The sequence below is a fragment of the Novosphingobium acidiphilum DSM 19966 genome (assembly GCF_000429005.1).
Lineage (GTDB): Bacteria > Pseudomonadota > Alphaproteobacteria > Sphingomonadales > Sphingomonadaceae > Novosphingobium > Novosphingobium acidiphilum.
The window spans coordinates 1,742-24,698 of the sequence record NZ_KE386832.1; the positions used below are offsets into that span (position 1 = coordinate 1,742).

14 protein-coding genes are annotated in these 22,957 nt (G+C 64.4%); 8 read left to right on the forward strand and 6 right to left on the reverse strand.

The annotated features are described in order from the left end of the window. The coding region (locus G404_RS20710) for a beta strand repeat-containing protein (protein ID WP_169719740.1) at positions 1-1,818 on the reverse strand (1,818 nt) is incomplete at its 3' end. Between the two features lie 144 nt (positions 1,819-1,962). On the opposite strand from G404_RS20710, the gene G404_RS20715 reads away from it, so the two are divergent. The 4 genes from G404_RS20715 (at position 1,963) to G404_RS0117440 (ending at position 13,221) form a co-directional block, all read left to right on the forward strand. Beyond that, entirely contained in the window at positions 1,963-2,442 is a 480-nt protein-coding gene (locus tag G404_RS20715) for a hypothetical protein (protein WP_169719741.1), read from the forward strand. Between the two features lie 657 nt (positions 2,443-3,099). After that, positions 3,100-8,580 carry an AMP-binding protein gene (locus tag G404_RS0117430; RefSeq protein WP_169719742.1) on the forward strand — a complete coding sequence of 1,827 codons (5,481 nt, stop codon included), beginning with the start codon at positions 3,100-3,102 and terminating at the stop codon, positions 8,578-8,580. A 19-nt stretch (positions 8,581-8,599) separates the two neighbouring features. Beyond that, positions 8,600-12,292, forward strand: a complete 3,693-nt coding sequence (locus G404_RS0117435) for an SDR family oxidoreductase (RefSeq protein WP_051280923.1) — start codon at positions 8,600-8,602, stop codon at positions 12,290-12,292. Continuing rightward, complete coding sequence (locus G404_RS0117440; protein ID WP_028642179.1) at positions 12,289-13,221, forward strand: acetyl-CoA carboxylase carboxyltransferase subunit alpha; 933 nt, start codon at positions 12,289-12,291, stop codon at positions 13,219-13,221. Before G404_RS0117435 ends, G404_RS0117440 begins: the two co-directional genes overlap by 4 nt. Before the next feature lie 55 nt (positions 13,222-13,276). Here G404_RS0117440 and G404_RS0117445 read toward each other — a convergent pair whose 3' ends face one another. From G404_RS0117445 to G404_RS19690, 3 genes are read right to left on the reverse strand one after another with little or no spacing between them, the layout of a single operon-like run. Next, positions 13,277-13,633 carry a P-II family nitrogen regulator gene (locus G404_RS0117445; protein WP_028642180.1) on the reverse strand — a complete coding sequence of 119 codons (357 nt, stop codon included), beginning with the start codon at positions 13,631-13,633 and terminating at the stop codon, positions 13,277-13,279. After that, the gene (locus G404_RS19685; RefSeq protein WP_084601484.1) at positions 13,630-16,173 is read right to left on the reverse strand and encodes a DUF2309 domain-containing protein; all 2,544 of its coding nucleotides are present in this window, start codon (positions 16,171-16,173) and stop codon (positions 13,630-13,632) included. Before G404_RS19685 ends, G404_RS0117445 begins: the two co-directional genes overlap by 4 nt. Next, the gene (locus G404_RS19690; protein ID WP_245584586.1) at positions 16,170-17,480 is read right to left on the reverse strand and encodes a proton-conducting transporter transmembrane domain-containing protein; all 1,311 of its coding nucleotides are present in this window, start codon (positions 17,478-17,480) and stop codon (positions 16,170-16,172) included. Before G404_RS19690 ends, G404_RS19685 begins: the two co-directional genes overlap by 4 nt. A 168-nt stretch (positions 17,481-17,648) precedes the next feature. On the opposite strand from G404_RS19690, the gene G404_RS0117460 reads away from it, so the two are divergent. Beyond that, the gene (locus G404_RS0117460) at positions 17,649-18,515 is read left to right on the forward strand and encodes a LysR substrate-binding domain-containing protein (RefSeq protein WP_028642181.1); all 867 of its coding nucleotides are present in this window, start codon (positions 17,649-17,651) and stop codon (positions 18,513-18,515) included. Positions 18,516-18,650: 135 nt separating this feature from the next. Here the strand turns inward: G404_RS0117460 and G404_RS0117465 are convergent, their stop codons facing one another. After that, the gene (locus G404_RS0117465) at positions 18,651-19,823 is read right to left on the reverse strand and encodes an acetate/propionate family kinase (RefSeq protein ID WP_028642182.1); all 1,173 of its coding nucleotides are present in this window, start codon (positions 19,821-19,823) and stop codon (positions 18,651-18,653) included. A gap of 179 nt (positions 19,824-20,002) precedes the next feature. Between G404_RS0117465 and G404_RS0117470 the strand changes: the two genes are divergently transcribed. Both G404_RS0117470 and G404_RS19695 read left to right on the forward strand, forming a co-directional pair. Continuing rightward, positions 20,003-20,986: a zinc-dependent alcohol dehydrogenase family protein gene (locus G404_RS0117470; RefSeq protein ID WP_028642183.1), complete on the forward strand. Its 984-nt coding sequence runs from the start codon at positions 20,003-20,005 to the stop codon at positions 20,984-20,986. Between the two features lie 28 nt (positions 20,987-21,014). Then, on the forward strand, positions 21,015-21,449 hold the full coding sequence (locus tag G404_RS19695) for a hypothetical protein (RefSeq protein ID WP_036522023.1): 435 nt from the start codon (positions 21,015-21,017) through the stop codon (positions 21,447-21,449). Between the two features lie 59 nt (positions 21,450-21,508). On the opposite strand, the gene G404_RS0117480 is transcribed toward G404_RS19695, so the two are convergent. Further along, positions 21,509-22,159 (reverse strand): BON domain-containing protein, encoded by a 651-nt coding sequence (locus G404_RS0117480; RefSeq protein WP_028642184.1) that lies wholly within the window; start codon positions 22,157-22,159, stop codon positions 21,509-21,511. Between the two features lie 200 nt (positions 22,160-22,359). Here G404_RS0117480 and G404_RS0117485 point away from each other — a divergent pair, with 200 nt between their 5' ends. After that, on the forward strand, positions 22,360-22,953 hold the full coding sequence (locus G404_RS0117485) for a hypothetical protein (RefSeq protein ID WP_028642185.1): 594 nt from the start codon (positions 22,360-22,362) through the stop codon (positions 22,951-22,953). The last annotated feature ends 4 nt before the right edge of the window (positions 22,954-22,957 follow it).

Genomic DNA, 22,957 nt, shown 5'->3' on the forward strand with positions numbered 1-22,957 from the left:
CGAACCAACGGTGGTCGCACCGGTGTTGGGGGCGGCGGCAATCTGTTCAAGCTGCGCCACGGTGGCGGCGCCGGTCGCGGTGATCGATCCGACATGCGCCAGAAAGCCCCGGCCCGAGGCGACGATCTGAGCGGCAATGTTTGCCGCGGTATCGGCCACACCACCGATCGTCACCGATCCGGTTGCACCGATCGCTTCGATCTTCAGGACATTGGCCACCGACGTGGCGCCGGTCGCGATGATATTGGCAGGCAGATCGGCGGTGCCGAAGCTGGCGGCCGCGATGTTGGCAGCGGTGTCGCTGATGCTGTAGACCACGGGCGTCGACCCGCTGGACAGCACGGCAGCCTGCGTTGCGTTCGCTGCGGTGGTTGCAGTGATCGTGCCGCCCGGGACCAGATGCCCGGCCAATGCCGCAAGTTGCGCATTGGTGAGCGAGGCAAGATTTGCCGCCGTGTCGGAAATCGACGGGATCAAGGCCTGGGCATCAGCCGCGACAATGTCTTGTGCCTGCGCAACATTGGCAGCCCCGATCACGTTCAGCGCGCCAACCCCGGCCAGCGTCAGCCCGGCATGAATCTCGGCGTCCAGATGCGCCGCAGTATCGGAAATCAGCGCAATCTGCGCGGTTGCTCCGGTGGCGAGCGCAGACTGGAGGGCCAGAGCCTGCTGCGCGGTCGCCTGACCTGACGCAACGACCGTGGTCGCATCGGCCAGGTAATGCAGCGATGACTGCCCCAGCAAGTTCGTAATTGAATCAGACACCTGCGCGAATTGCAGGCCCACCGCAGTGCCGACCGCGGCCTGCAGTGCGCTGGCCTGCATCGCCGTCGTGCTGCCGGCCACGACCACGCCGGTGGACGCCGCAAGATAGCCCAGCGAACCCTGCGCCTGCAGATTGACCGCGGTGTCTGCAATCGAGAAGACCACCGGATGGGTCAGGGCCGCCAGGGCAGCGGCCTGCACCGCATTCGCCGGTGTCGTGGCGGTCACCAGACCCGTGACATGGGCGAGCTGGGCATTGTTGAGCGCGGACAGCAAACCGGACGTGTCGCTGAGCGAACCGAACGTGGTAACGCCGCTGTTGGTTGCGCCCAGAATGGCAAGCAATTGCGTCGCATTGGCCGAAAACACGGTAATGTTGCTGGCATGCGAGAGAAAACTCAGCCCCGCAGACGCAATCTTTGCCGCAATGTTCGCGCCGGAATCCTGAACATTGTAGACGATCCCAAGGCCGGCCAGATTATACTGGACGGCCTGCGCCGCCGTAACGGTGTCTGCCGCGGGCGCCGCAGCAAGCAGCAGGAACGAACCCGTTCCGGCCGCCCCGGAAAAACCCGCCTCGTCAGAGGCCACCGCCGACACGGCAATCGGGCCATCACCCAGCGTCGCCAGATTGGCACTGGTCAGCGTTACAACTTGCGGCGCGCCGGTTCCGGTCAGCGTCATGACGACCGAGTTGGCACCATGCGTAAAGGTAACCGTAACCGTGCTGCCGGCCTGGGCGACCAGCGAATACACACCACTGGGTGCCGTTGCCTGCGCCGCATCCGCAAACTGCGCCAGACATGCCGCAGGCGTCAGGACAGGGGCCGGCGGCGCAAGCAGGGTAAACGAGGCGGTTGCCGCGCTGGAGGCCGTATCCCCGGCAGCAGTGGCCGTGGCCGACACCGCAATGGCGCCGTCACCAAGCACCTGGAGGTCGGCCACAGTCAGGGCAACCGCCTGCGCCGTGCCGTTTCCAGTCAAAGACTTGGTAACGGTATGCCCGCCATTGGTGAACGTAACCGTGACCGCAGCGCCATTCGCTGCCTGCACTGTGACGACACCAGTGGCTTCAATCGCGGTCGTCGCGCTCGCGCCGCCCGAGACGCCGGCACCCAGCGCCAGCACCGGGGTGGCAGTCGCGACGACGGTAGTGCCCCCCGAAGAGCCACCCGAACCGGAGCCACCCGAAGAACCATGACCCCCCGCCGCAGCGGCAATGCCGCCACCCACGGCACCAAGGCCCAACAGCACATACGCCGTTGTCCCGACGCCGCCACCCGAAGCAGGCGCTGCCGCGCCCGCACCGGCATCGGCCGTCAGCGCCGAAGTGCCGGCAGAAGCATCGCTGAACGCATCGAATGCAGGCAATGCCTGCCCAAGAGCAGCCAGGGAAACATCGCCCTGCGGCAACGACTGGCCCGAGTCACGCGCGCCTTCGATGAATTGTATGTCGACCAGGTGGCCGTCGGCAGTAAACTGCGCATGGATATCATCGCCAACACGAATGGCCTTATCCGGCGCGATTTCCTTGCCCGTGGCCTTATCAACCACACGAACATGGGAACCCTTGGGCAACTTTACAGCATTACCCCCGTCTTTCAGATCAATTTTCTTAATCTTCCGAGTAGAAAGATTTTCAATCTGAAGAACAATACCCATGTAAAAACACCTTGATTGAAAATTTGGAAGCCTGAAAACGATATTCTTAAGAATGACTCACTTGAAAATATCGTTTTCCACTAAATCTTCTGATTATCGATAATCAACGATGAAAAAATCGTACAAATCTATCGACCATCAAAAGATTTTCTTCATAAATACTAAAAAATACAATACGTTATAATAAGACAAAAAAATTGCCGAGACTGCCTTTTAAATCGCTGAAACGGCCCGCAAGTGCAACTCAATAGAGTTATGTAACATGCATATTTTATGTTACATGCGATCATCGGAAACGATTGTTTTAATGCCATTAAGTTCCACGGTCATTCGGCAAAGTATCGGAAATCCCGCATCCCAATCTGCGCCCCGCGGTGCCGGTTGGGCCACCGCCGCGACCGGCTACGGCCCAATTGGCAAAACCGGCAGAGGCAGGGGCTTCGCGCGTTCGTGCGCACGCTGCCGGGCCAGGCGCGCGCAACGCTCGGCGCGCTGATCGGTCACGCACCGCGCTTCGGCCACGAGCCCCACGGGATGACCTTTGTTCAATGATGACGGCCGGGGCACAACGAGCGACACCCCAAAGGCAAAGCCTGCCCCAAAGGGAAATGTTGCAAAGGCCGCACCGATCTGTCTCACTTCAAAAAAATGCGAGGGAGAGATGATTCGGTCATGGCACCATCGCCCCTGCCTGCCGGAAATGCAGCGCGTTCGATCAATCCCGTCCAGACCCGAGACGACTGGAATGCGATGCGCAGCGCGGCGTTGGCCGATCCCGGCGCATTTCACGGCGCTATTGCCGCGCAAACGATCCATTGGTTTGTCGATCACGTCGGCAGCGACGGGGCCTGGCTGTCGCGTGACCATCACGGGCACTGGGCGGGTTGGGACGCGGTCACAGGCGAAACTTTGACAGCCGATGTGGCGCCGGATTTTCAGCCCTGGACGCTGGCCTTTGATCCATCGCAGGCGCCGCACTGGCGCTGGTTCACCGGTGCAAGGACCAACGCGGCGTTCAACGAGGTCGATCGTCATGTTCTGGCCGGCCATGGTGCTGAACCGGCACTGATCTTTGAAGGTGACCGCTGGGATATGGCCGCCGATGGCGGTCGGGGTGCCCCTGTCGATTGTTTCACGGTTTCGCGCAAGCGGCTGCTGCTCGAAACCGCCAAGTGCGCGGTGGCGCTCGAAACGCTGGGGCTGAAAGCCGGCGACCGCATCGCGCTCAACATGCCAAGCATCGTGCCGCAGATCTACTGGACCGAGGCGGCAAAGCGGCTGGGGATCGTCTATACTGCGGTGTTTGGCGGGTTCAGCGACAAGACCTTGTCCGATCGCATTGCCGATGCCGGGGCCCGGGTGATCGTTACATCGGACGGCAGTTACCGAAACGCGCAAGTCGCGGCGTTCAAGACCGCCTATACCGACCCGGCGCTCGACAACTATGTCCCGGTGGCAACAGCACTGGCCGTGCTGGGGGCGACCGATCTCGGGCTGGCCCAGGCAGACGCCGCGGTCATCCATGCCACAGTCGCTGAAACCCTGGCGGGTGAAATCACCGTCGAACGATCCGACGTCATGCGCGGGGTCGGCCGGGCGCTGATCGTGCTGGGCAAGGAAGGGCGGATCGGTTCCGGCGATGCCGCGCGTGTGCGGCTGGCCATCGCGGCAAGCCTGGTGGCCCTGCCACCGCGGGTCGATACGGTCATCGTGGTGCGCCACACCGCCCAGCCCGATATCGTGTGGCGCAGCGAACGCGATCGCTGGAGCCACGATCTGACCGACGCGGCGCTTGATACCATCATGGCCAACGCGCGCGCCGCCGGTTTTGCGGTTGCCAGTGAGACCGATTTGCTCGCGCTGCCCGATGCCGATTTCGTCAGGGCCATCTGGGCAACGTCGCGGCCGCGGCCGGTGGATGCCGATTTCCCGATGTTTTTCATCTATACCTCGGGATCGACCGGCAAACCCAAAGGCATCGTCCATGTCCACGGCGGCTATACCGCGGGCATTGCCCATACGATGGCGGTGGCGTTCGCTGCGCGCCCCGGCGACACCATCTATGTCGTGGCCGATCCCGGCTGGATCACCGGCCAAAGCTACCTGATTTCGGCGGCCCTGACGACGCGGGTGACGTCGGTCGTTTCCGAAGGGTCGCCCGTGTTTCCGCACGCCGGGCGCTTTGCCTCGATGATCGAACGCCACAAGGTCACCATCTTCAAGGCGGGGGTGACATTCCTCAAATCGGTGATGTCCGATCCGTCGAACCTTGCCGATGTGCAGCGCTACGACATGGCGTCATTGCGCGTGGCGACATTCTGCGCCGAGCCGACTTCGCCCTCGGTCCAGGCATTCGGCATGGCGCATGTGACGCCGCGCTACATCAACAGCTATTGGGCAACCGAGCATGGCGGCATCGCCTGGACCCATTTCCATGGCAACCGCGATTTTCCGCTGCGCGCCGATGCCCATGCCTACCCGCTGCCGTGGATTGTCGGCGATGTCTGGGTGGAGGATGGCGATGCGCCGCCCGGTGCGGTGCCGTTTGCGCGTGCCGGCGTTGGCGGGCTGCCGTGGCGCCGGACAGAGCCCGGCGAAAAGGGCGAAATCGTGATCACGGCGCCGTATCCTTATCTGGCGCGCACGATCTGGGGCGATGTCGACAATTTCCGCGTTGAAAACGGCAGCGTGATCGGACCCTGGCGCGGCGATGCTGCGCGCTGGGAAACGGGGTACTGGACCCGGTGGAAGGGGGCCTGGGCCTATACGCAGGGCGATTTCGCCATCCGCCATGACGATGGCTCGTTTTCGCTGCATGGCCGCAGCGACGATGTCATCAATGTCTCGGGCCACCGCATGGGCACCGAAGAGATCGAAGGCGCGGTGCTGCGCGACAAGACGCTCGACCCGGATTCGCCCGTTGGCAATGTCCTGGTGGTGGGTGCACCGCACCGCGAAAAAGGGCTGACGCCGCTGGCCTTTGTCGTGCCGGTTGTCGGTCGCAAGCTTACCCACGAGGACCGGCGCAGACTGTTCGAACTGGTGCGCACCGAAAAGGGCGCCGTGGCCGTGCCCGCCGACTTTATCGAAGTGTCGCAGTTTCCGGAAACCCGCAGCGGCAAATACATGCGCCGCATGGTGCGCGCGCTGGTCGAAGGGGCCGATCCGGGGGATATGACGACGCTGCGCAATCCCGAAAGCCTGACCGAACTCAAGACCGTGATCGACGACTGGCAGCGCAAGCAGCGCCTGTCAGAGGAACAATCGCTGTTCGAGCGATATCGTTATTTCCTGATCCAGTACAATGCGGTCGCACCCGGCAAACGCGTTGCCACGGTCACCGTCACCAACCCGCCGGTGAACGCGCTGAACGAGCGCGCGATCGATGAACTGGCGATCGTGGTCGATCATCTGGCGCGCAAGGACGACGTGGTGGCCGTCGTCTTCACCGGCGCAGGCACGTCGTCGTTCGTGGCCGGCGCCGATATTCGCCAGATGCTGGAAGACGTTCACACCCCCGAAGAAGCGATGGTGCTGCCCAACAATGCCCAACTCGCGTTTGCGCGGATCGAAGCAATGGGCAAACCGTGCATCGCGGCGGTTCAGGGGGTGGCGCTCGGCGGTGGCCTGGAATTTGCGCTTGCCTGCCATTATCGCATTGCGCAGGTTACCGCACGGTTTGGCCAACCCGAAATCCGCCTGCGCCTGCTGCCCGGCTATGGCGGGACACAGCGCCTGCCCCGTCTGCTGAACGATGCGCGCGGGGCCGAAGGGGTGCGCGATGCGCTGGACCTGATTCTGGGCGGCCGCACGATCGATGCGACCGCGGCGGCCGGCATCGGCCTGATCGACGAACTGGTCGAGGGGTCCCGCGATGCGTTGGCCGAGGCGCATGCGGCGGTGCGCAGCTTTGTCCGCCACGGCGCCGACAGTGTGCTGGGCCGCGCGTTTGCGGCCAGGCAGGCCACGACTGCGCGCTGGGCGCGCCCGGCTGCGGTCGATCTCGACAGCGTGCTGGCCGACGATTTCCTGCAGGCTATGCTGGCACAGCTCGATTGGGCGGGTCGCGGTGCTGCGGGCAGACGCGCGCTCGACGCGGTGCGTACCGGGCTTGAACAGGGCATGGCGGCGGGCCTTGCGCGCGAAGCCGCGTTATTTGCCGCAGCGGTGGTCGACCCCGAAGGTGGCAAAACCGGTATCCGGCAGTTCATCGACAAAACCAGTCCGCCATTGCCTGTGCGCCGCAATGGCGTGTGGCCGGACACCGACCATGCCGCCTGCGCTGCCGCGCTGCTGGCATCGGGCGATCTGTTGCCCGTCGGCGCGCCGTTCTATCCCGGGGTCAGCCCGATCCCGGCGTGGCAATACGCGTTCGGCATTGCCCGCGACCCTGCAACGGGCGCGCCGCGGTTCGGGCCGCCCGCCACGCATGAACGCGAATTGATCGTCACAGTGCCAGAGCCTGCGCCCAACGAAGCATTGCTCTACATGCTGACCAGCGAGGTCAATTTCAACGACATCTGGGCGTTGACCGGAATTCCGGTTTCGCCGTTCGATGCGCATGACGAGGATGTGCAGATCACCGGTTCTGGCGGTATCGCGCTGGTTGCCGCGCTCGGCAGCGAAACCCGCGCCGAGGGGCGCGTCAAGGTCGGCGATCTGGTAACGGTCTATTCGGGCACCAACGCGCTGCTGTCCCCGCAGGTCGGCAACGATCCGATGTTTGCCGGCTTTGCGATCCAGGGCTACGAAACACAAACCGGCAGCCACGCGCAGTTCCTGACCGTGCAGGCGCCGCAAATGCACCCGATCCCGCCAGACCTGACGCTGGAACAGGCGGGCAGCTATGTGTTGAACCTGGGCACGATTGCGCGCTGTTTGTTCACCACGCTGCAGATCGCCCCGGGGCGCACCTTGTTTGTCGAAGGTGCGGCGACCGGCACCGGGCTTGATGCCTTGCGCAGTGCAGTGCGCACCGGGCTGCAGGTAACCGGGCTGGTGTCGAGCAGCGAACGCGCCGCGTTCATCACCGGCCAGCAGGGCGCGATCGGCGCGATCAACCGCAAGGATCCGCGTTTTGCCGAACTTTATACCGTCGTGCCCGAGGATGCAGATGCCGCGCGCGCGTGGGAAGCGGCAGGGGCGCCGCTCTTGGCCGAATACCAGGCGCTGAACGGCGGAAAAGGTGCCGACTATGTGGTCAGCCATGCCGGTGAAACCGCGTTTCCGCGCAGTTTCCAAATGCTGGCAAAGGATGGCACGCTGGCGTTTTACGGCGCTTCTTCCGGCTATCATTTCAGCTTTATGGGCAAACCGGGTGCGACCTTACCCGAAGCGATGCTGCGCCGCGCGGTTTTGCGCGGCGGCGAAGCGGTGCTGATCTACTACGGCCCGGGCTCGCACGATCTGCTTGATGAAACCGGGCTGGAAATCATCGAAGCCGCACGGCGCTTCAACGCCCGCAGCGTCGTGGCAACCACCACCGATGGCCAGCGCGAATTCCTGCAATCGCTGGGGCTTGAGGACGCCATCGCCGGCATCGTCAGCCTGGAGGCGATCCGCCGCCGCGAAGGAACAAACTTTGTGTGGCCGGCGACGATGCCGCGGCTGCCCGATGCCAAAGCCGACATCGAGGCATTCAAGGCGGCCGTGCGCGATTATCAGGATCGCGTGATGAAGCCGTTTGGATCGGCCGTGGGCCGGATCCTGCGTTCGGCCGACAATCCGCGTGGCAGCCCGGACCTCATTTTCGAACGCGCAGGCCAGGATACGCTGGGCGTGTCGACATCGCTGGTCAAACCGTTCACCGGGCGCGTGGTCTTTGCCGAAGACCTGTCGGGCCGGCGCTTTACTTTCTACGCACCGCAAGTGTGGACCCGGCAACGCAAGATCCTGATGCCGACCGCATCGATCCTCGGCACCCATTTGTGCAACGCCTACGAAGTCGCACGGATGAATGACATGATCGCCGCCGGTCTGCTTGAAGTGACCGAGCCGGTGGTCGTGCCGTGGGATGGTTTGCCGCAGGCGCATCAGGCCATGTGGGAAAACCGGCATTCGGGCGCAACGTATGTCGTCAATCACGCCTTGCCGGTGCTCGGCTTGCGCAGCCGTGACGCTCTACTCGAAGCATGGGTGACCCAACACGATTAACCGAAAAGGGCAGGACACGATGGCGAAGGCAACGAAACTGGCACAGCCCGCAACCCCACCGGCTGCAGGCAGGCTTTCCGGCAAGATCGCGGTCGTTACCGGCGCAGCGGGCAATCTGGGCGGTCATATCGTGCGCCATTACTTGCGCGAAGGCGCCACCGTGGTGATGACCGGGCGCACGGCCGCCAGGCTGGAAGCCGCCGCCGATGCCTTGCGCAGCGAAACCGGCGTCGATGCGGCGCGGCTGGCCACGGTGGTACTGGACGGCGCCGATGCGCAATCGGTGCGCGATGGCATCGCCGAGGTGGTTGCGCGGTTCGGGCATATCGATGTGCTGGTCAACAATGCCGGATCGGCCGGGCCCAAGCAGCCGATCGAACAGCTGCCGTTCACGGCCGACGAACTCGCTGCGCAGCGCAAGCACGGGTCGACCGATACCGAAACGGTTGGTGATGCGATGCGCAATGTGTTTGGCGTGGCGTGGAACCTGGCGCGCACGGCGGCCCCGGCGATGCGTGAAGGCGGCTCGATCATCAATGTCTCGACGATCTTTTCGCGCACCGCCTATTATGCGCGCGCCGCCTATGTCGTGCCCAAGGCGGCGATGAACGCGTGGTCAAGGGAACTGTCGCTGGAACTGGGCCTGCGCGGTATTCGCGTCAACCTGGTGTTTCCGGGACCGATCGAAGGCGAACGCATCCGTTCGGTATTTGCGACCATGGACAAACTGCGCGGCGATGCGCCGGGGACCACGGCCAACCAGTTCTTTGACATGATGTCGCTGGAACGCAGCACCGGCGGCGCGGCCAAGGCCAAGACGTTCCCCCTGCCAGACGATATCGCGGCGACATGCGTGTTTTTGGGCAGCGATGAATCCGCCTATTACAACGGCCATGACTTCGAAGTTACGCATGGCATGACCTTGCGCAAGGAATCGCGGTCGACATTCCTGGCGCGCCCGACGATGCGTTCGATCGATGGCGTAGGACTTGCCGCGCTGATTGTGGCGGGCGATGCGTGGGAAGATGCGCTGGAAATTGCCAAAGTTCAGCTGGCATCGGGGGCGAACGTCCTGCTGGGCCTGCCGCGGCAGGCCGACGTGGCCATCGCACAGGCCCGCGCCAAGGCCGAATCGATCGGCAAGGCGCTGACCATCGTGCGCTTCAACCGCAACGAGCCGCCCGCGATGGAGGCAGCGCTGGCCGCCTACAGCGAAGATCACGCGCCGATCACCGGCGCGATCTTCATGCCGGCACGCGCGCCGGGCGAATTCGTCGGCACACTGTCGAACGCCGCCGACAAGGACGTTGCGTCGTTCATGGATGAGGAACTGGTCGGGGCAATGGCGCTGGCGCGCACGCTCAGTCGGTATTGGAAAAGCCACGATCAATTGCTGCAATGCCCGCGCTTTTTGTTCCTTTCGAACCCCTGCGACGGCAAGGGCGATGTCTATGCCAATGTCTTGCGCGCCGCCACCGAACAGCTGGTGCGTATCTGGCGCGATGAATCCGAAGTCGATGTCGCCCATGGACGCCGTCGCCAGGCCGAATGGGGCAATCAGATCGTCCGGTTTACCAACACCGAACCTGAAAACACCCGTTTCACCGCGGGTCATGCCGCGCGTGTTCTGATCAAGGAAAGCAAAGTCGCCGAAGTCACGCTTTACGTGCCCCAAAGCATTGGCGATGCCACCGGTGCGCGCAAGGCGATGGCCGGCTTCAGCGAAAACATCACCGGGCTTCATCTTGGCAAAGTTGCGCTGATCACCGGAGGCTCGGCGGGCATCGGCGGCCAGGTTGCACGTCTGCTGGCGCTTGCCGGGGCCAAAGTCATGATGGTGGCGCGTCGCGAAGGCGAACTTGCCGTGGCGCGCGCGCGCATCGTCAGCGAACTTGAAGACATCGGCTTTGCCGGGGTGGAACGGCGGGTCCAGACGATGGCCGGACTCGATGTCAGCAATCTTGCATCGCTCAAAGGCGCGGTCGATGCAACGATCAAGGCGTTTGGCCGCATCGACTATCTGATCAACAATGCCGGCGTCGCAGGCGCCGAAGACATGGTCGTCGATATGAGCCTGGATGCGTGGAACTATACGCTCGATGCCAATCTCATTTCCAATTTCGTGCTGATGCACCATGTCGTGCCGCTGATGAAGGCCCAGGGATCGGGCTATGTGCTCAATGTTTCGTCCTATTTCGGTGGTGAAAAATATCTGGCTGTCGCCTATCCCAACCGCGCCGACTATGCGGTGTCCAAATCGGGCCAGCGCGCGATGGTCGAAGCGATGGCGCGCTATCTGGGGCCCGAGGTGCAGTTCAACGCGATCGCGCCCGGCCCGGTCGATGGCGACCGCCTGGCGGGAACGGCGGGCAAGCCGGGGCTGTTCGACCGCCGCGGCAAGCTGATCCTTGAAAACAAGCGTCTGAACGCAATCCACGCCGCGGTGGTCAAGGCGCTGCGGCGCGGCAGCCGCGTCGAAGCGCTGCTTCACCGCCTGGCGCGCAACGACACGGTGCGGATTTCGCACGACACCGACAATCCGCGCGAACTGAGGGATCTGGCGCTGGCTTGCGCGCGTGAAGGCGATGGCGTTTGCACCTGGGATCGATACCTGATGACCCCGGCGATTGCCGCACGGCTGGTATCGCGCTTGCGCGGCGCGGGCTATTTCCTCGATGCGCCGGGTTGGGTCGACCGGCCGGACACCGACGATGCCAACAGCAGCTGGCTGCTCAAGGTGCCGCCTGCAGAACTGCCGTTTCTTCCTGCCGAACGCATCGCGGCAGAGGCCAAGAAGGTTGGCAGCGGCGTGCTGTCGCAACTTTACCTCGGCAAGATGCCGACCGAGACCGACGTCGCCCAGGCGACGGTGTTCTTCCTTGCCGATCGCGCGGTCAGCGGCGAAACCTTCATGCCGTCGGGCGGACTAAGCGTCGAACGATCGACCACCGAACGTGAATTGTTCGGCGGCCCCAATCAGGAGCGGCTGGATCAGATGCGCGGCCGCGTTGTCTGGATAATCGGCGAACATCTGGTTGATTTTCTGGCCGAAACGGCGCGCCAGTTCATGACCGAATGCCACGTCGCCAAAGTCATCCTGCTGACGCGCAGCGATGCCGGTTTTGCCGCGGTGCGCGATGCCCTGGCCGACATTGCCGACGCGCCGCTTGAATCGGTGCTGCTTGATGACGGTGTTCAGGCCGCAATGGATCGCGCGCTGCTGCGCTGGGGCCGCCCCACCACCATCCTGTCCACCCCGCTCGAAGCGCTGCCGACGCGGTTGTTTGAAAGCGATGCCCTGCTTACGCCCGACGAATTCAGGGCCGTGGTGGCAAACAATCTGACCGCGCATTTCCTCGTCGCGCGCAAGGCCTCGCTCTATGACGATTGCCAGTTGGTGCTGGCATCGCCCGACGTGCCGATGGGCGACAAAAGCCCCGCTTTTGCGCTGGCCAATTTCATCAAGACCACGCTGCATGCGTTCACCGCCACGCTGGCGGTCGAAAACGAACGGCTGGTGCACAATGTGCCGGTCAACCAGATCAACCTGACCCGGCGCGTGCGCTCGGAAGAGCCGCGTGATCTCGACGAACAGCTTGAGGAAACCAAACGTTTTACCCGCGCGGTGCTGCTGGTCGGTGCGCCGTTGCCCGATGCTGAAGATTCGCGTTATCGCGCGCGGATCTATCGCGGCATGTCGATGACGGTGTGATGCACTATCTGGCGTTCGAAAAACCGGTGGAGGCGCTGATCGCCAGCGCCGCCGCGCTGCGCGCCGGCGGCCACCATGAAGCCGAAGCGGCCATGCTTGACGAACGCGCCAGCCGTCAGCTTGCGGACATATACGCGCAGTTGACCCCGTGGCAGCGTACCCTGGTTGCGCGGCACCCCGCGCGACCGCATTTTGGCGATCTGGTCCAGGGGTTGTTTGCGGATTTCCTGCCGCTCAGTGGTGACCGCCGGTTTGGCGACGATCCTGCCATCATCGGCGGCTTTGCGCGGTTCGAAGGACGCCCGGTGATGGTCATCGGTCATGCCAAGGGCGATGACACCGCTTCGCGCCTTGCGCACAATTTCGGCATGGCCAAACCCGAAGGCTATCGCAAAGCGGTGCGGCTGATGGATCTTGCCGACCGGTTCGGATTGCCGGTGATCACGCTGGTCGATACGCCCGGCGCATTTCCCGGCATCGACGCCGAGGCCCGCGGGCAGGCCGAAGCCATCGCGCGTTGTACCGAAAAATGCCTGGCGTTGGGGGTGCCGATCATCGCCGTGATCGTGGGTGAGGGCGGATCGGGCGGAGCGGTTGCATTGTCTTCGGCCAACCGCGTGATGATGTTCGAACACGCGATCTATTCGGTGATCTCGCCCGAAGGGTGCGCCTCGATCCTGTGGCGCGGGTCCGATCGCGCCCCGGACGCGGCCGCGGCGATGAAGATCACCGCCGCCGACCTGCTGCGCCTGGGCATCATCCACCGCATCGTCTACGAACCTGTGGGCGGCGCCCATCGCGATCACGGCGAAGCGATCAGGCGCCTGTCGCTGGCGTTGCGCACCGAACTCGACAGTCTGGTCTGCCAGACACCCGATGATCTGCGGGCCGATCGCAGCGCATTTTTCGATCAGCTGGGCGGCGGGTAGCGCGCTGTTTTGATGGGCCAACCGTCCGTCTGCTGTCGCGGGCAAACACGCGGGGTCAGGGTGCGGATCGTGCGGCCGCAAAATATTCCGACCGCATCACGGCAACGTCGGACAGGAACGTGACCCCGGGGCGGCTTTTGAAAAAGCGCGCCAGACCGCGCGCGACCTCTGCAATCGGGCCCGGCTCGGCCACGCCGACAAACATCACCAACCCGGTCTGATCGTTGAAAATCGTCCGCCCCTGGTGGAACCCGTCATGACCATAACCCGCAACATCGCGGATCACTGTCCATCCCCCCATTCCGGCAGAGTGCAGCAGGTCTTCGATCATCCGCTGGTCTTCGGCGCGTACGATCACTTCGATTTTCTTCAACTGGTGGAGCACAAGGTCGGCAAAGGCGGCATCGGTCATGGCCGGTTCTCCTGACAGGCGGGCGGGTTGGGCGCGCATTCGGCATCGGCGGCCCAGCGTCGCGCATCGCCGGTGGCAGAGTCTATCGCCACAAGCTGCACCCAGCCATTGCCAAACAGGCGCGACAGGATGTCATGCGCGGTGACGACCGCTTCGACGCGATCGAATGGCGCGTGGACGACCGTCAGCAGCCGCTGCGGAATATGATAAGGGCTGCCATCGTCCGAAAACAGCGACTGGCGCGGCAAGCCAATCCGCAGATCGCCCCCATTGCCTTGCACCACGCCGATCCGGCCGACCGGATTCTGCGTGGTCTTGTCACCCGAACCGTAGCGATGGTTGTCAATCGTCGAAAACAGGTACTGGCAATTGATCCACTGGGCCACCACCATCGGAGCGGTCAGGATCATGGCCAGCGTCGTGCCGTCGGGATCGGTGGTCCAGTCATAGCTGTGCAAAAAGGCGCGGCCGCCAAGATCGCGCGCACGCGTCAGCCAGCGCGGTCCAACCACGAAAGCGGCGTTGCGCGCCAGGCCCCATTCGGGCCGAACCTCGCCCCAATGACATGACCCCGTGATCAGGTCATCCGCATCGCGGCCCAGCGCAATGGCGCGCTGTGTACGGTTGGCCTGTCCTGCGCGATCAAACGCGGTGCGCAGCGCAGCCAGATCGCCCTTATGCGACAAGGGCACCTGATCGATATCGAACACGGTCACCTGGTCGGTCGTGGTGTTGTGTTCGGCGGCCAGGAACAGCGTCGTGGCGGGCAACGACAGTCCTTCATCGGCAAGACCTTCACGCACCGCCGGATCATTCAGGATGGCCGCCATGACGCGCGCATTGAACCCGCCGGGATGGCCGCCGCATGCCCCGCAATCGAGCGCCGCAGCATAAGGATTGTTCACCGCTGCGCCGCCATGGCCGGTCAGCACGACCAGGCGCGCCGTCTGTTTCGACATGCCGGTCATCCGGAACAGCAGCGATGCGTAACCGATCTTTTCAGCCAGGGTGAACGCCGGAAAGTCGGGATGAAGCGCATGCGTGTCCAGCGCGGGCGCCATTGCCTGTTCGATGTCAGGATTGATCGCCTGCATGACCCGTTGCATCAGACGAGGCGCCAGGGTTCTGGCCGCCATGATCCCCCCGGCCACAAGGCCCAGGGCTTCTGCGGTTGCAAACGCAGAACCCAGCCCGTGCTTGGCAGTACCCAGCAAACCCCGTGTGTGTTGGTGCAACGCTTCGGACCGGACCAGCGCATCGACATCGTAGCCGGGAACGGGCGTTTCGGCGATATCGTGCTGTGGCGCCAGCAGCACCGGCAGCAGGCGTTGCCGGCGTCCGCGGTCATGCCGATGGCGCGCAATCGGCAATCCGAAAAAACCGGCATAGCCAAACGTCTCGAACGCGCCCTGGGCTTCAAGCGCCCGCCTGAAAGGCTCTGATCGCACGTCGATGCAGAACACCAGCTGCGCATCGGGTGCCTGCTGCGTGGCACCGGACCGCGATGCGGCGGTCAGCGCCGGAATCAGTGTGTCGCGAAACCCCTGCTCGGCCGCAACCATGAACATGTGCGCCAGTTCGCTCTGGCGGACAGTGGCGATCGCCTCGATCGCCCCCCATTGGCTGGCGCACTGCGATTGTCCAAGGCCGAAGTGCATGGCCAGCTGGCGGGGATCGCATGCTGCAGGCCACAGTGCCGGCGGCGGCGCCATTATGCCCGCGCGCTCAAGCAATATCCACAGCGCCAGCAGATCGGCCATGCCCGCCGGCGCGCCGGCGCTGTCGGACGGTTCGGCATATTCGCTGCGCCAGCGGATATGCCCGGCCCACCCCGGCAGGCGGGCAACCAGCGCAGCCAGAGTTTCTTCGATCTCATCGGATGGAATTTTCAGCGCCTCGACACCCTCGGCAATGGCGTCGAGCGGATCGCGTGGCACGCAATGCACCACGCGCTGCCCCACGTCGCCGGCAAGCCTTCGGTAATCGCGATCGTGACCGATCAACGCCACAACCGCACGGTACAGTCCAAGGTCGCGGCCAGGCATGGCACAGGCCGCCTGCCCCTGGTCAAAGAACACCGCGCACCATTTGGCGATCAACGCCGCACCCGGGTCGGCGCCGCCAGCCGTGGCGGGTTGATCGGGGGGCGGCAGGTCCATCAATCTGGCCATCAGCAGATCGAGCCGCGACACATCGGGGCCTATTGGCGCAAACGCGGGTACAAGGCCCCCGAGCCTGGCAATGGCAACCTTTTTCAGTGCGGCAATATCGATCTGTTGCGCGCGAACGAGGTTGCGCCAGGTTTCGATCGACAGGCTGTCCCGCGCGCCGAAGATCGCTGCTGCGCGTGCCACGGCCTGGTCAAACGCCATCTCTTCAAAGCCTGACAGCGGGTTGACCGCAATGGCGCTTTGCAAGGGCCACAACGGAGCAACCCGGCGTGCGGCAAGAGCAACCAGTGCCGCGATTTCTGCACGCCCCGGCGCGGGTTGGACATAGGCATACGCACTGGCATTGGCACCTTCAGTCCGTGCTTTCATGCTGGTTCTCCCGCACCGACGCACGCCAGCGCTCCGGCGTTGAGCAAATGGACATAGATGCGGCGCGGCAACGATCGCCGTTGCGCCTGCCAGACCCAGCCCCCCAGAAATGCGGCCAGCACACCATCAAGCGCCCACCCGGGCAGCACCATTGACCCTTCGTGGCCGACCGCGACGGTGGTCAACCACACCCCGATTGCCTGGGTTGCCGCCAGGACGATCAGTATCGCGGTGGCAGCCAGCCGGGAACGCATCGGCATCTGCGTGCCCAGACCGGCGTTGAGGGTGACCATCGCCGTAGCCAGCGCCAGCAGCAGCGGCACCAGCGCCCCGTCCATGTGTCCGGCCCACGTCAGCACCAGTGCACCGGCCAGGACCAGTATCGCGCACCCCTTGATCGAATGGGTCAGTCCCGGCGCCGCGGGTGTCTTGCCGATGCCGATGGCCGAGCCCGAGCCCAGGAACAGCCAGGCCTTGAACAGACCATGCGCCACGATATGCCACAGTGCGGCACCATAGGCACCCAGTCCGCAGCTCATGATCATGAAGCCCATCTGCGACACGGTCGATCCAGCCAGCGACCGCTTGATGTCTGGCCGCACACACATCACGCCCAGACCATAAAGTGCCGCACCCAATCCCGCAGCAATCGCCGCAAGCCGGGCCAGGGGCGCCGCTTCAAACAGCGGTGCAAACCGGATCAGCAGGAACCCGCCCGCGTTGACCAGGCCTGCATGCATCAACGCGGAAACCGGGGTTGGTGCGGTCATCGACGAAGCCAGCCAACCCGCAAACGGCGGCAGAGCACAGCGCGCAGCCGCCGCAATCAGCAGCAGCAGCGCTGCGGCTGCACCTGTGGGCCCTGCCAAAGTGGCGCTTTGGGCAAGCACGGGGCTGATTGCCGCAGATCCTGTCGACAGCCCCAGCACCAGCAATCCCGCCACCAAAGCGCTGTCGCCCACCGCGAAAGCATGGCGCGCCCGCCTGGCCGCCGCGCGCGCCTCGGGCCAGGTGGTGTCATGCCCGATCAGGCGCGCAAGCAGCCGGCCGCTGGCCACCCATGCCGCCGCCAGCACGAACAGGCTGCCGGTCGCCACACAGGTCAGCACGCAACCGACCAGCAGGCCCAGCGTTACGCCAAAGGCCGCCCCCCGGGGGTCGGCGCGCAAATAGCGTACGGCAAAGGCCATGACGATCAACGCCACAAACAGCGTAAGTGCGCCGATGACCAGGCCCAGCGCCCGGCTGTGTTCGATCACCCCGCCCCACGGCAGCAGCACCGCCGGCACTGCAACCATGCCGGACACGGCAGCCAACACATGCTGGCCTCGTGCCGAAGTCGATTTTGGCATGGCATCCGGCATGAACAACCCCTTTCGCTGACGGGGTCATGACGTGGCGGTCATCATTGGTGAAACGAGAAGTTGAAATGTCAATCATTGACAAATGACATGATTCGGGTGTGATCTGCTGCCATGCCCGGCATCCGCACACTCGACCTCGACCTTCTGCGCTGTTTCGTCACGATTGCCGAAACGGGCAGCTTTACCCGCGCGGGCGAGCGGTTGGGGCGCACCCAGTCGACCATCAGCCTCCAGGTCAAACGGCTGGAAGACCAGATCGGTCGGGCCGTGTTTGCCCGCACGCCGCGCTCACTCAGCCTGACCCCCGAAGGGGAACGTCTGCTCGGGCCGGCGCGACAGTTGCTGCGGCTGAACGATACGGCCATTGCCGAATTGTTTGAACCCGCCATGACCGGACGCGTGCGGCTGGGGGTGCCCGAAGATTTTGCCACCGCGCACCTTCCGGCCGTGCTGGCTGCCTTTGCCAAGGCACATCCGCTGGTCGAACTCGAAGTCACCTGCGATCTGACCCTCAATCTGCTCGACACGTTCCACGCAGGCGGATTTGACCTCGTGCTTGTCAAGCGCGAGCCGACGCAACCGCTGGAAGGCATGCGCGTCTGGCGTGAACCGCTGGTCTGGGTCGCGCGCGATGAGCGCGCGGTTGCCGATCTGGGGTGCGTGCCCCTGGTGGTGTCACCGGAACCGTGCGTTTATCGCAAGCGCGCGACCGATGCGCTGGACGCGGTCGGCCGCAAATGGCGCGCAGCCTATACGTCAACCAGCCTTGCTGGTGCACGTTCAGCCGTCAACGCCGGGCTTGGCATCACCGTACTGCCCCGCGAAATGGTGCCACCCTATCTGACCGCAATTTCCAGCGATCCCGATCTGCCTCCGCTTTACGACACCGAAATCGCCCTGATCGAAGCGCCAGGCCTGCCCGAAACCGCGCACCGTCTTGCCCAGCATATCGTTGCCGCACTGGAACGCGGCGATTGACCGGAAAGGTTACGCGCGGGGCAAGCCGCGAAGCTCCGCGCAAAGCGGCCGCGCGGTATGTGTATTCCCCTTTGCGGGTTAACCGATCCTGCAGAGCGACGGGGAACACCCTGGATCGTCGCTGGTGACCAGACCTTACGGCGAACTGGCGCACATGTCACGGGTGTGGCGGGCTATCATGGCTGCTTCATCCGTCGCGATCACGCGGATCGCGACAGGGCTGCCGGTGCCGGCAATGTTCGACTTGCCCGACGCGTTGGCATCGGCATCGATCCGCAGGCCCAACCATGCCAGCCGGGCACAGATTGACGCCCGGATCGGTGCGGACCGTTCGCCGATGCCGGCTGTAAACACCAGACCGTCGATGCCGCCAAGCGCGCCGGCCAAGCCGGCCACCTCGGTCGCGATGCGATAGGTGAATTGGTCGATGGCCACAGCGGCGCGGGCATCCGGGCTGTCCAGCAGCACGCGCATGTCGCCGCTGATCTCCGACAATGCCAGCAGGCCCGACTGGTGGTACAGCATGTCCTCGATCTGTGCGACGGCGTAACCCTGCCGGACGAGGTACAGGATCACGCCCGGATCGATCGATCCGCAGCGGGTCGCCATGATCAGGCCGTCCAGCGTGCTGAAGCCCATGGTGGTCGCCACACTGGCCCCGCCGCGCATTGCGCACAGGCTGGCCCCGGCGCCCAAATGCGCGACGACCACTCGGCCGCGCGCCAGTTCCGGCGCCTCGTGCGCCAGCCTTGCCGCGATATATTCGTAGGACAGCCCGTGAAATCCGTACCGCCGCACGCCCGCGTCCCTGATCGCGCGGGGCAGCGGGATGGTCTGCGCACGGGTGGGCATGGTGTGATGGAACGCGGTGTCGAAACAGGCGACCTGCGGCAGATCCGGCATCATGTCGGAAATTGCAGCCGCCGGCGCCAGATTGTGCGGCATATGCAGCGGATCGAGCGCAGTCAGGGCGTGCAGATCGGTCATCAGTCCGGGGGTGATCCGCGCCGGCGCGACATGATCCATGCCGCCGTGGACAATCCGGTGCCCCGCCGCGGCCAGCCCACCAGATCCTGCCCGATCGTGGACCAGCGCCAGCAGGTCGGAGACGATCGTGGCAAACGTTGCGGGGATGCGCGACCACGGCGGGGTGGCCAGCGCGGTGCCTGCGCCATCGTCTGCGGCCATGTGCGGGATGCTGTCGAGATGTTCGACTTCGCCGCGCAGCACCGGCGCGAGCGCAGCATCGAACAGCGCGAACTTAAGGCTCGACGATCCGGCGTTGAGCGTCAGGATGGCCCCGGTCATGGTGTGATCTCCCCGGGCGCGCAAGTCCGACCCGGCGCACGCTGGCGCAAGCGCCCGATCATGTCATGCCGATTCACGAAGTGTGGGTAGATTCCGATCCTGCCGCCCGGCGGTGCGGGCGATAGCGGTCATGCGGGCCAAGGGCGATCGTTCGGGCACAGCATAAAAGGAACCGCCGAGTGAAAGCGATGATCCTGAATCACGCGCGCACGCCATTGGTGTGGACCGATCTGCCCGATCGCCTGCCGGGCCATGGTGAAATCCGGGTGCAGGTGCTGGCGTGCGGCGTCTGCCGCACCGATCTGCACGTGGTCGATGGCGAACTGCCCCACCCCAATTCGCCGATCGTGCCGGGGCATGAAGTGATCGGGCGGATCGATGCAGTCGGGTCGGGGGTTGACGGGCTGGCGGTCGGCGATCGTGTCGGGATACCTTGGCTCGGTCATACCTGCGGGGTCTGCCGGTTCTGTCGCAGCGGGCGCGAAAATTTGTGCGATGCGCCGCTGTTCACCGGCTATACGCGCGACGGCGGGTTTGCGACCTCCACGATCGCGGATGCGCGCTTTGCCTTTCCATTGGGCGAAACCGGCGACGCCGTTGACCTGGCGCCGTTGCTGTGTGCCGGGCTGATCGGCTGGCGTGCCTTGAAACTGGCGGGCGAGGGCAAACATCTGGGCCTCTATGGCTTTGGCGCGGCGGCGCACATCCTGACGCAAGTCGCGCGCTGGCAAGGGCGCGAAGTCTATGCCTTTACCCGGCCCGGCGACCACACCGCACAGGCCTTTGCGCGCAGCCTGGGCGCGATATGGGCGGGCGGTTCGGACGAGGCGCCCCCGGTCGCGCTTGATGCGGCAATCATTTTTGCCACGGTCGGCGATCTGGTACCTTGTGCGCTCCGGGCGATCGACAAGGGCGGCCGGGTGGTGTGCGCCGGCATCCACATGAGCGATATTCCCGCGTTCCCCTATGATGTCCTGTGGGAAGAACGCCAACTGGTGTCGGTGGCCAACCTGACCCGCCAGGACGGCCTCGAATTCCTGAAGCTCGCCGCGCAGATCGGCATCGTCACCACGGTCACCCGCTATCGCCTGGATCAGGCCAACCAGGCGCTGGCCGATTTGCGCGCCGGCCGGTTCGAGGGCGCCGCGGTACTCGTTCCCTGAACTATCGCATCGATTGGAAAACACGACCATGACAACGCCCGATCTCAACGGCCATCACCGCAAGACCCTGACCGCCATTTTCAGCCATCCGGCGCCGCACACCATCGAATGGCACGATGTGCTGTCGCTGCTCAACCATCTGGGCACCGCCACCCCGCGCCATGGTGGCGACGGATCGCGTTGCCGGGTCGACCACAAACAGGGCGATGACGATCACGATGGCGGCCGCGCATCCGAAGACGACGGCTGGTATCATCGCATCGCAGACGAACTGGGCGCGGCAGAGCGCGTGGTTGTGCTCAGTGACGGCAAGGGACGCAGCAGCGCGGGCGAATACACGGTGGAATACGTCAAACGGCATGACCCGACGCTGGCCGCGCGCATTATCGCCAGCGAAAAGATCGATATCTCGCAAACGTCGGACAAGAAAGCGGTGGCGGCCGGTCTCGCTTTGATCGGATGATGGCGTAACAATTGCGCCACCCGCCCCCTCTGGCCCCTGCCAGAGGGCGCGCGCCGCGCTCAGTCGACCACGACCAGATCGTTTTCGATTTCGGTGATCCCCGGCGAACCCCAGGCCGTGGTCGATGCCTTCCATTTGTCGGCCAGGGTGTGCACCGTGCCCCGCAGCGTGACCTTGCCGCCATCGGCGGTGACCTTGATGGTCGATGGGTCGAACCATGACCGATGCAGCGCTTTGCCGATGTCGTGGCTGATGTCCCGCAGATTGACATGCGGTTTCAGCACGATCTGATTGGTAACCCCGATCACCCCGCGCAAGCCGTGAACCGCGGATTGGGCAGCGTCTTTCTGGAAATACCATTCGACCGTTCCGGTCAGCGTGATCCAGCCATGTTCGACTTCGACCTGGATGACATCGCCGGGCACGTTGATTTCCCAGGCCAGCCGGTCGAGTGCGGCGCGCGCGATGGCCTGATCGTCGGCGTTGGTCGTATCGGGCAGCACCACCGTAACATCCAGAACCACCGCCTTTACGCCACGCACGCGCATGGCCGCCCGTTCGGCCGCAATCTTGGACAGATAATCGGGCGCAATCCCGGTCAGCGTGACGATGCCTTGGCTGGCGGTCACTCCGATATGTGCTGCGTTGACGCTGGGCTCCCACAGAAATTCGGCGAGCACGGCTTCCTGAAGCTGACGGTCTGCAGACATGGCGGTTCCTGATGGCCGATGGGAAGGGTTGCCTGTCGCGGATCGGCGCACCGCAGACCGCACGACCCTAGGCACTCCCACGCTGCGCAGCAGGGACGGAAATCACCTGCTGCGTATATTCCGGCGCTGTGGTTCGACCGCGAACCTCGTCACTGCTTCAATACACGTGCGATCCGCGGCCTGATCGCGGGGGATCAATTATGCCATACAGGGAATCCGCCTGGTCGCAGGCCGCCGCCTGGGTCGAAGCGCTGGGTGCGATCGCGGCGGTGATCGGTTCCGGCTGGGTTGCCGCGCGAGAAAGCCGGGCGGCCCGGCGGCGCGAGGAACGGGCGGAGGGCGCCATCATCGTCAAGGACGCCCGTACCGAGCTGGCGACGCGCACCGCCGCCTTGAACCTGGCGATCCTGGCCGCGACGCAGATCCATGACTTGCACGTGTTGTTGATCGATAAAACCTGGCGCGGACGCGTCACGCGGGTTTCGGCCAGCCATGCGTTGTTTGCGACTGAACGGATGTTGACGGCGTTTCCGATCCAGTCGCTGACCGAGGCCGCGGCGATGGTGCATTTTTGCCGGTTTCCGGCCTATCTGGCCAACGCGGCCGAGGTCTACGCCAATCTCGAAGCGGCCGTTCGCGCCGCGCAAGAGGCCGATCGCGCGGCGATGTTCGATGCCAGCAACGAACACATGGGTCGGCTGGATCTGGCGACACATCGACAGCTTGAAGCCTTCGCTGCGGCACTGGGGCTCGACCTTGCCCGCCTCAGCGGACTGGCGCAGGCCCCGGCGTGACCAT

What these genes read in the sequence shown, in the direction of transcription:
- G404_RS19685 (WP_084601484.1), bottom strand. Translation starts at nt 16,173, where the DNA reads ATGAAAGCACGGACTGAAGGTGCCAATGCCAGTGCGTATGCCTATGTC.
- G404_RS0117445 (WP_028642180.1), bottom strand. Translation starts at nt 13,633, where the DNA reads ATGACCGATGCCGCCTTTGCCGACCTTGTGCTCCACCAGTTGAAGAAA.
- G404_RS0117485 (WP_028642185.1), top strand. Translation starts at nt 22,360, where the DNA reads ATGCCATACAGGGAATCCGCCTGGTCGCAGGCCGCCGCCTGGGTCGAA.
- G404_RS20715 (WP_169719741.1), top strand. Translation starts at nt 1,963, where the DNA reads ATGACCCCCCGCCGCAGCGGCAATGCCGCCACCCACGGCACCAAGGCC.
- G404_RS0117430 (WP_169719742.1), top strand. Translation starts at nt 3,100, where the DNA reads ATGGCACCATCGCCCCTGCCTGCCGGAAATGCAGCGCGTTCGATCAAT.
- G404_RS19695 (WP_036522023.1), top strand. Translation starts at nt 21,015, where the DNA reads ATGACAACGCCCGATCTCAACGGCCATCACCGCAAGACCCTGACCGCC.
- G404_RS0117465 (WP_028642182.1), bottom strand. Translation starts at nt 19,823, where the DNA reads ATGACCGGGGCCATCCTGACGCTCAACGCCGGATCGTCGAGCCTTAAG.
- G404_RS0117435 (WP_051280923.1), top strand. Translation starts at nt 8,600, where the DNA reads ATGGCGAAGGCAACGAAACTGGCACAGCCCGCAACCCCACCGGCTGCA.
- G404_RS0117460 (WP_028642181.1), top strand. Translation starts at nt 17,649, where the DNA reads ATGCCCGGCATCCGCACACTCGACCTCGACCTTCTGCGCTGTTTCGTC.
- G404_RS0117480 (WP_028642184.1), bottom strand. Translation starts at nt 22,159, where the DNA reads ATGTCTGCAGACCGTCAGCTTCAGGAAGCCGTGCTCGCCGAATTTCTG.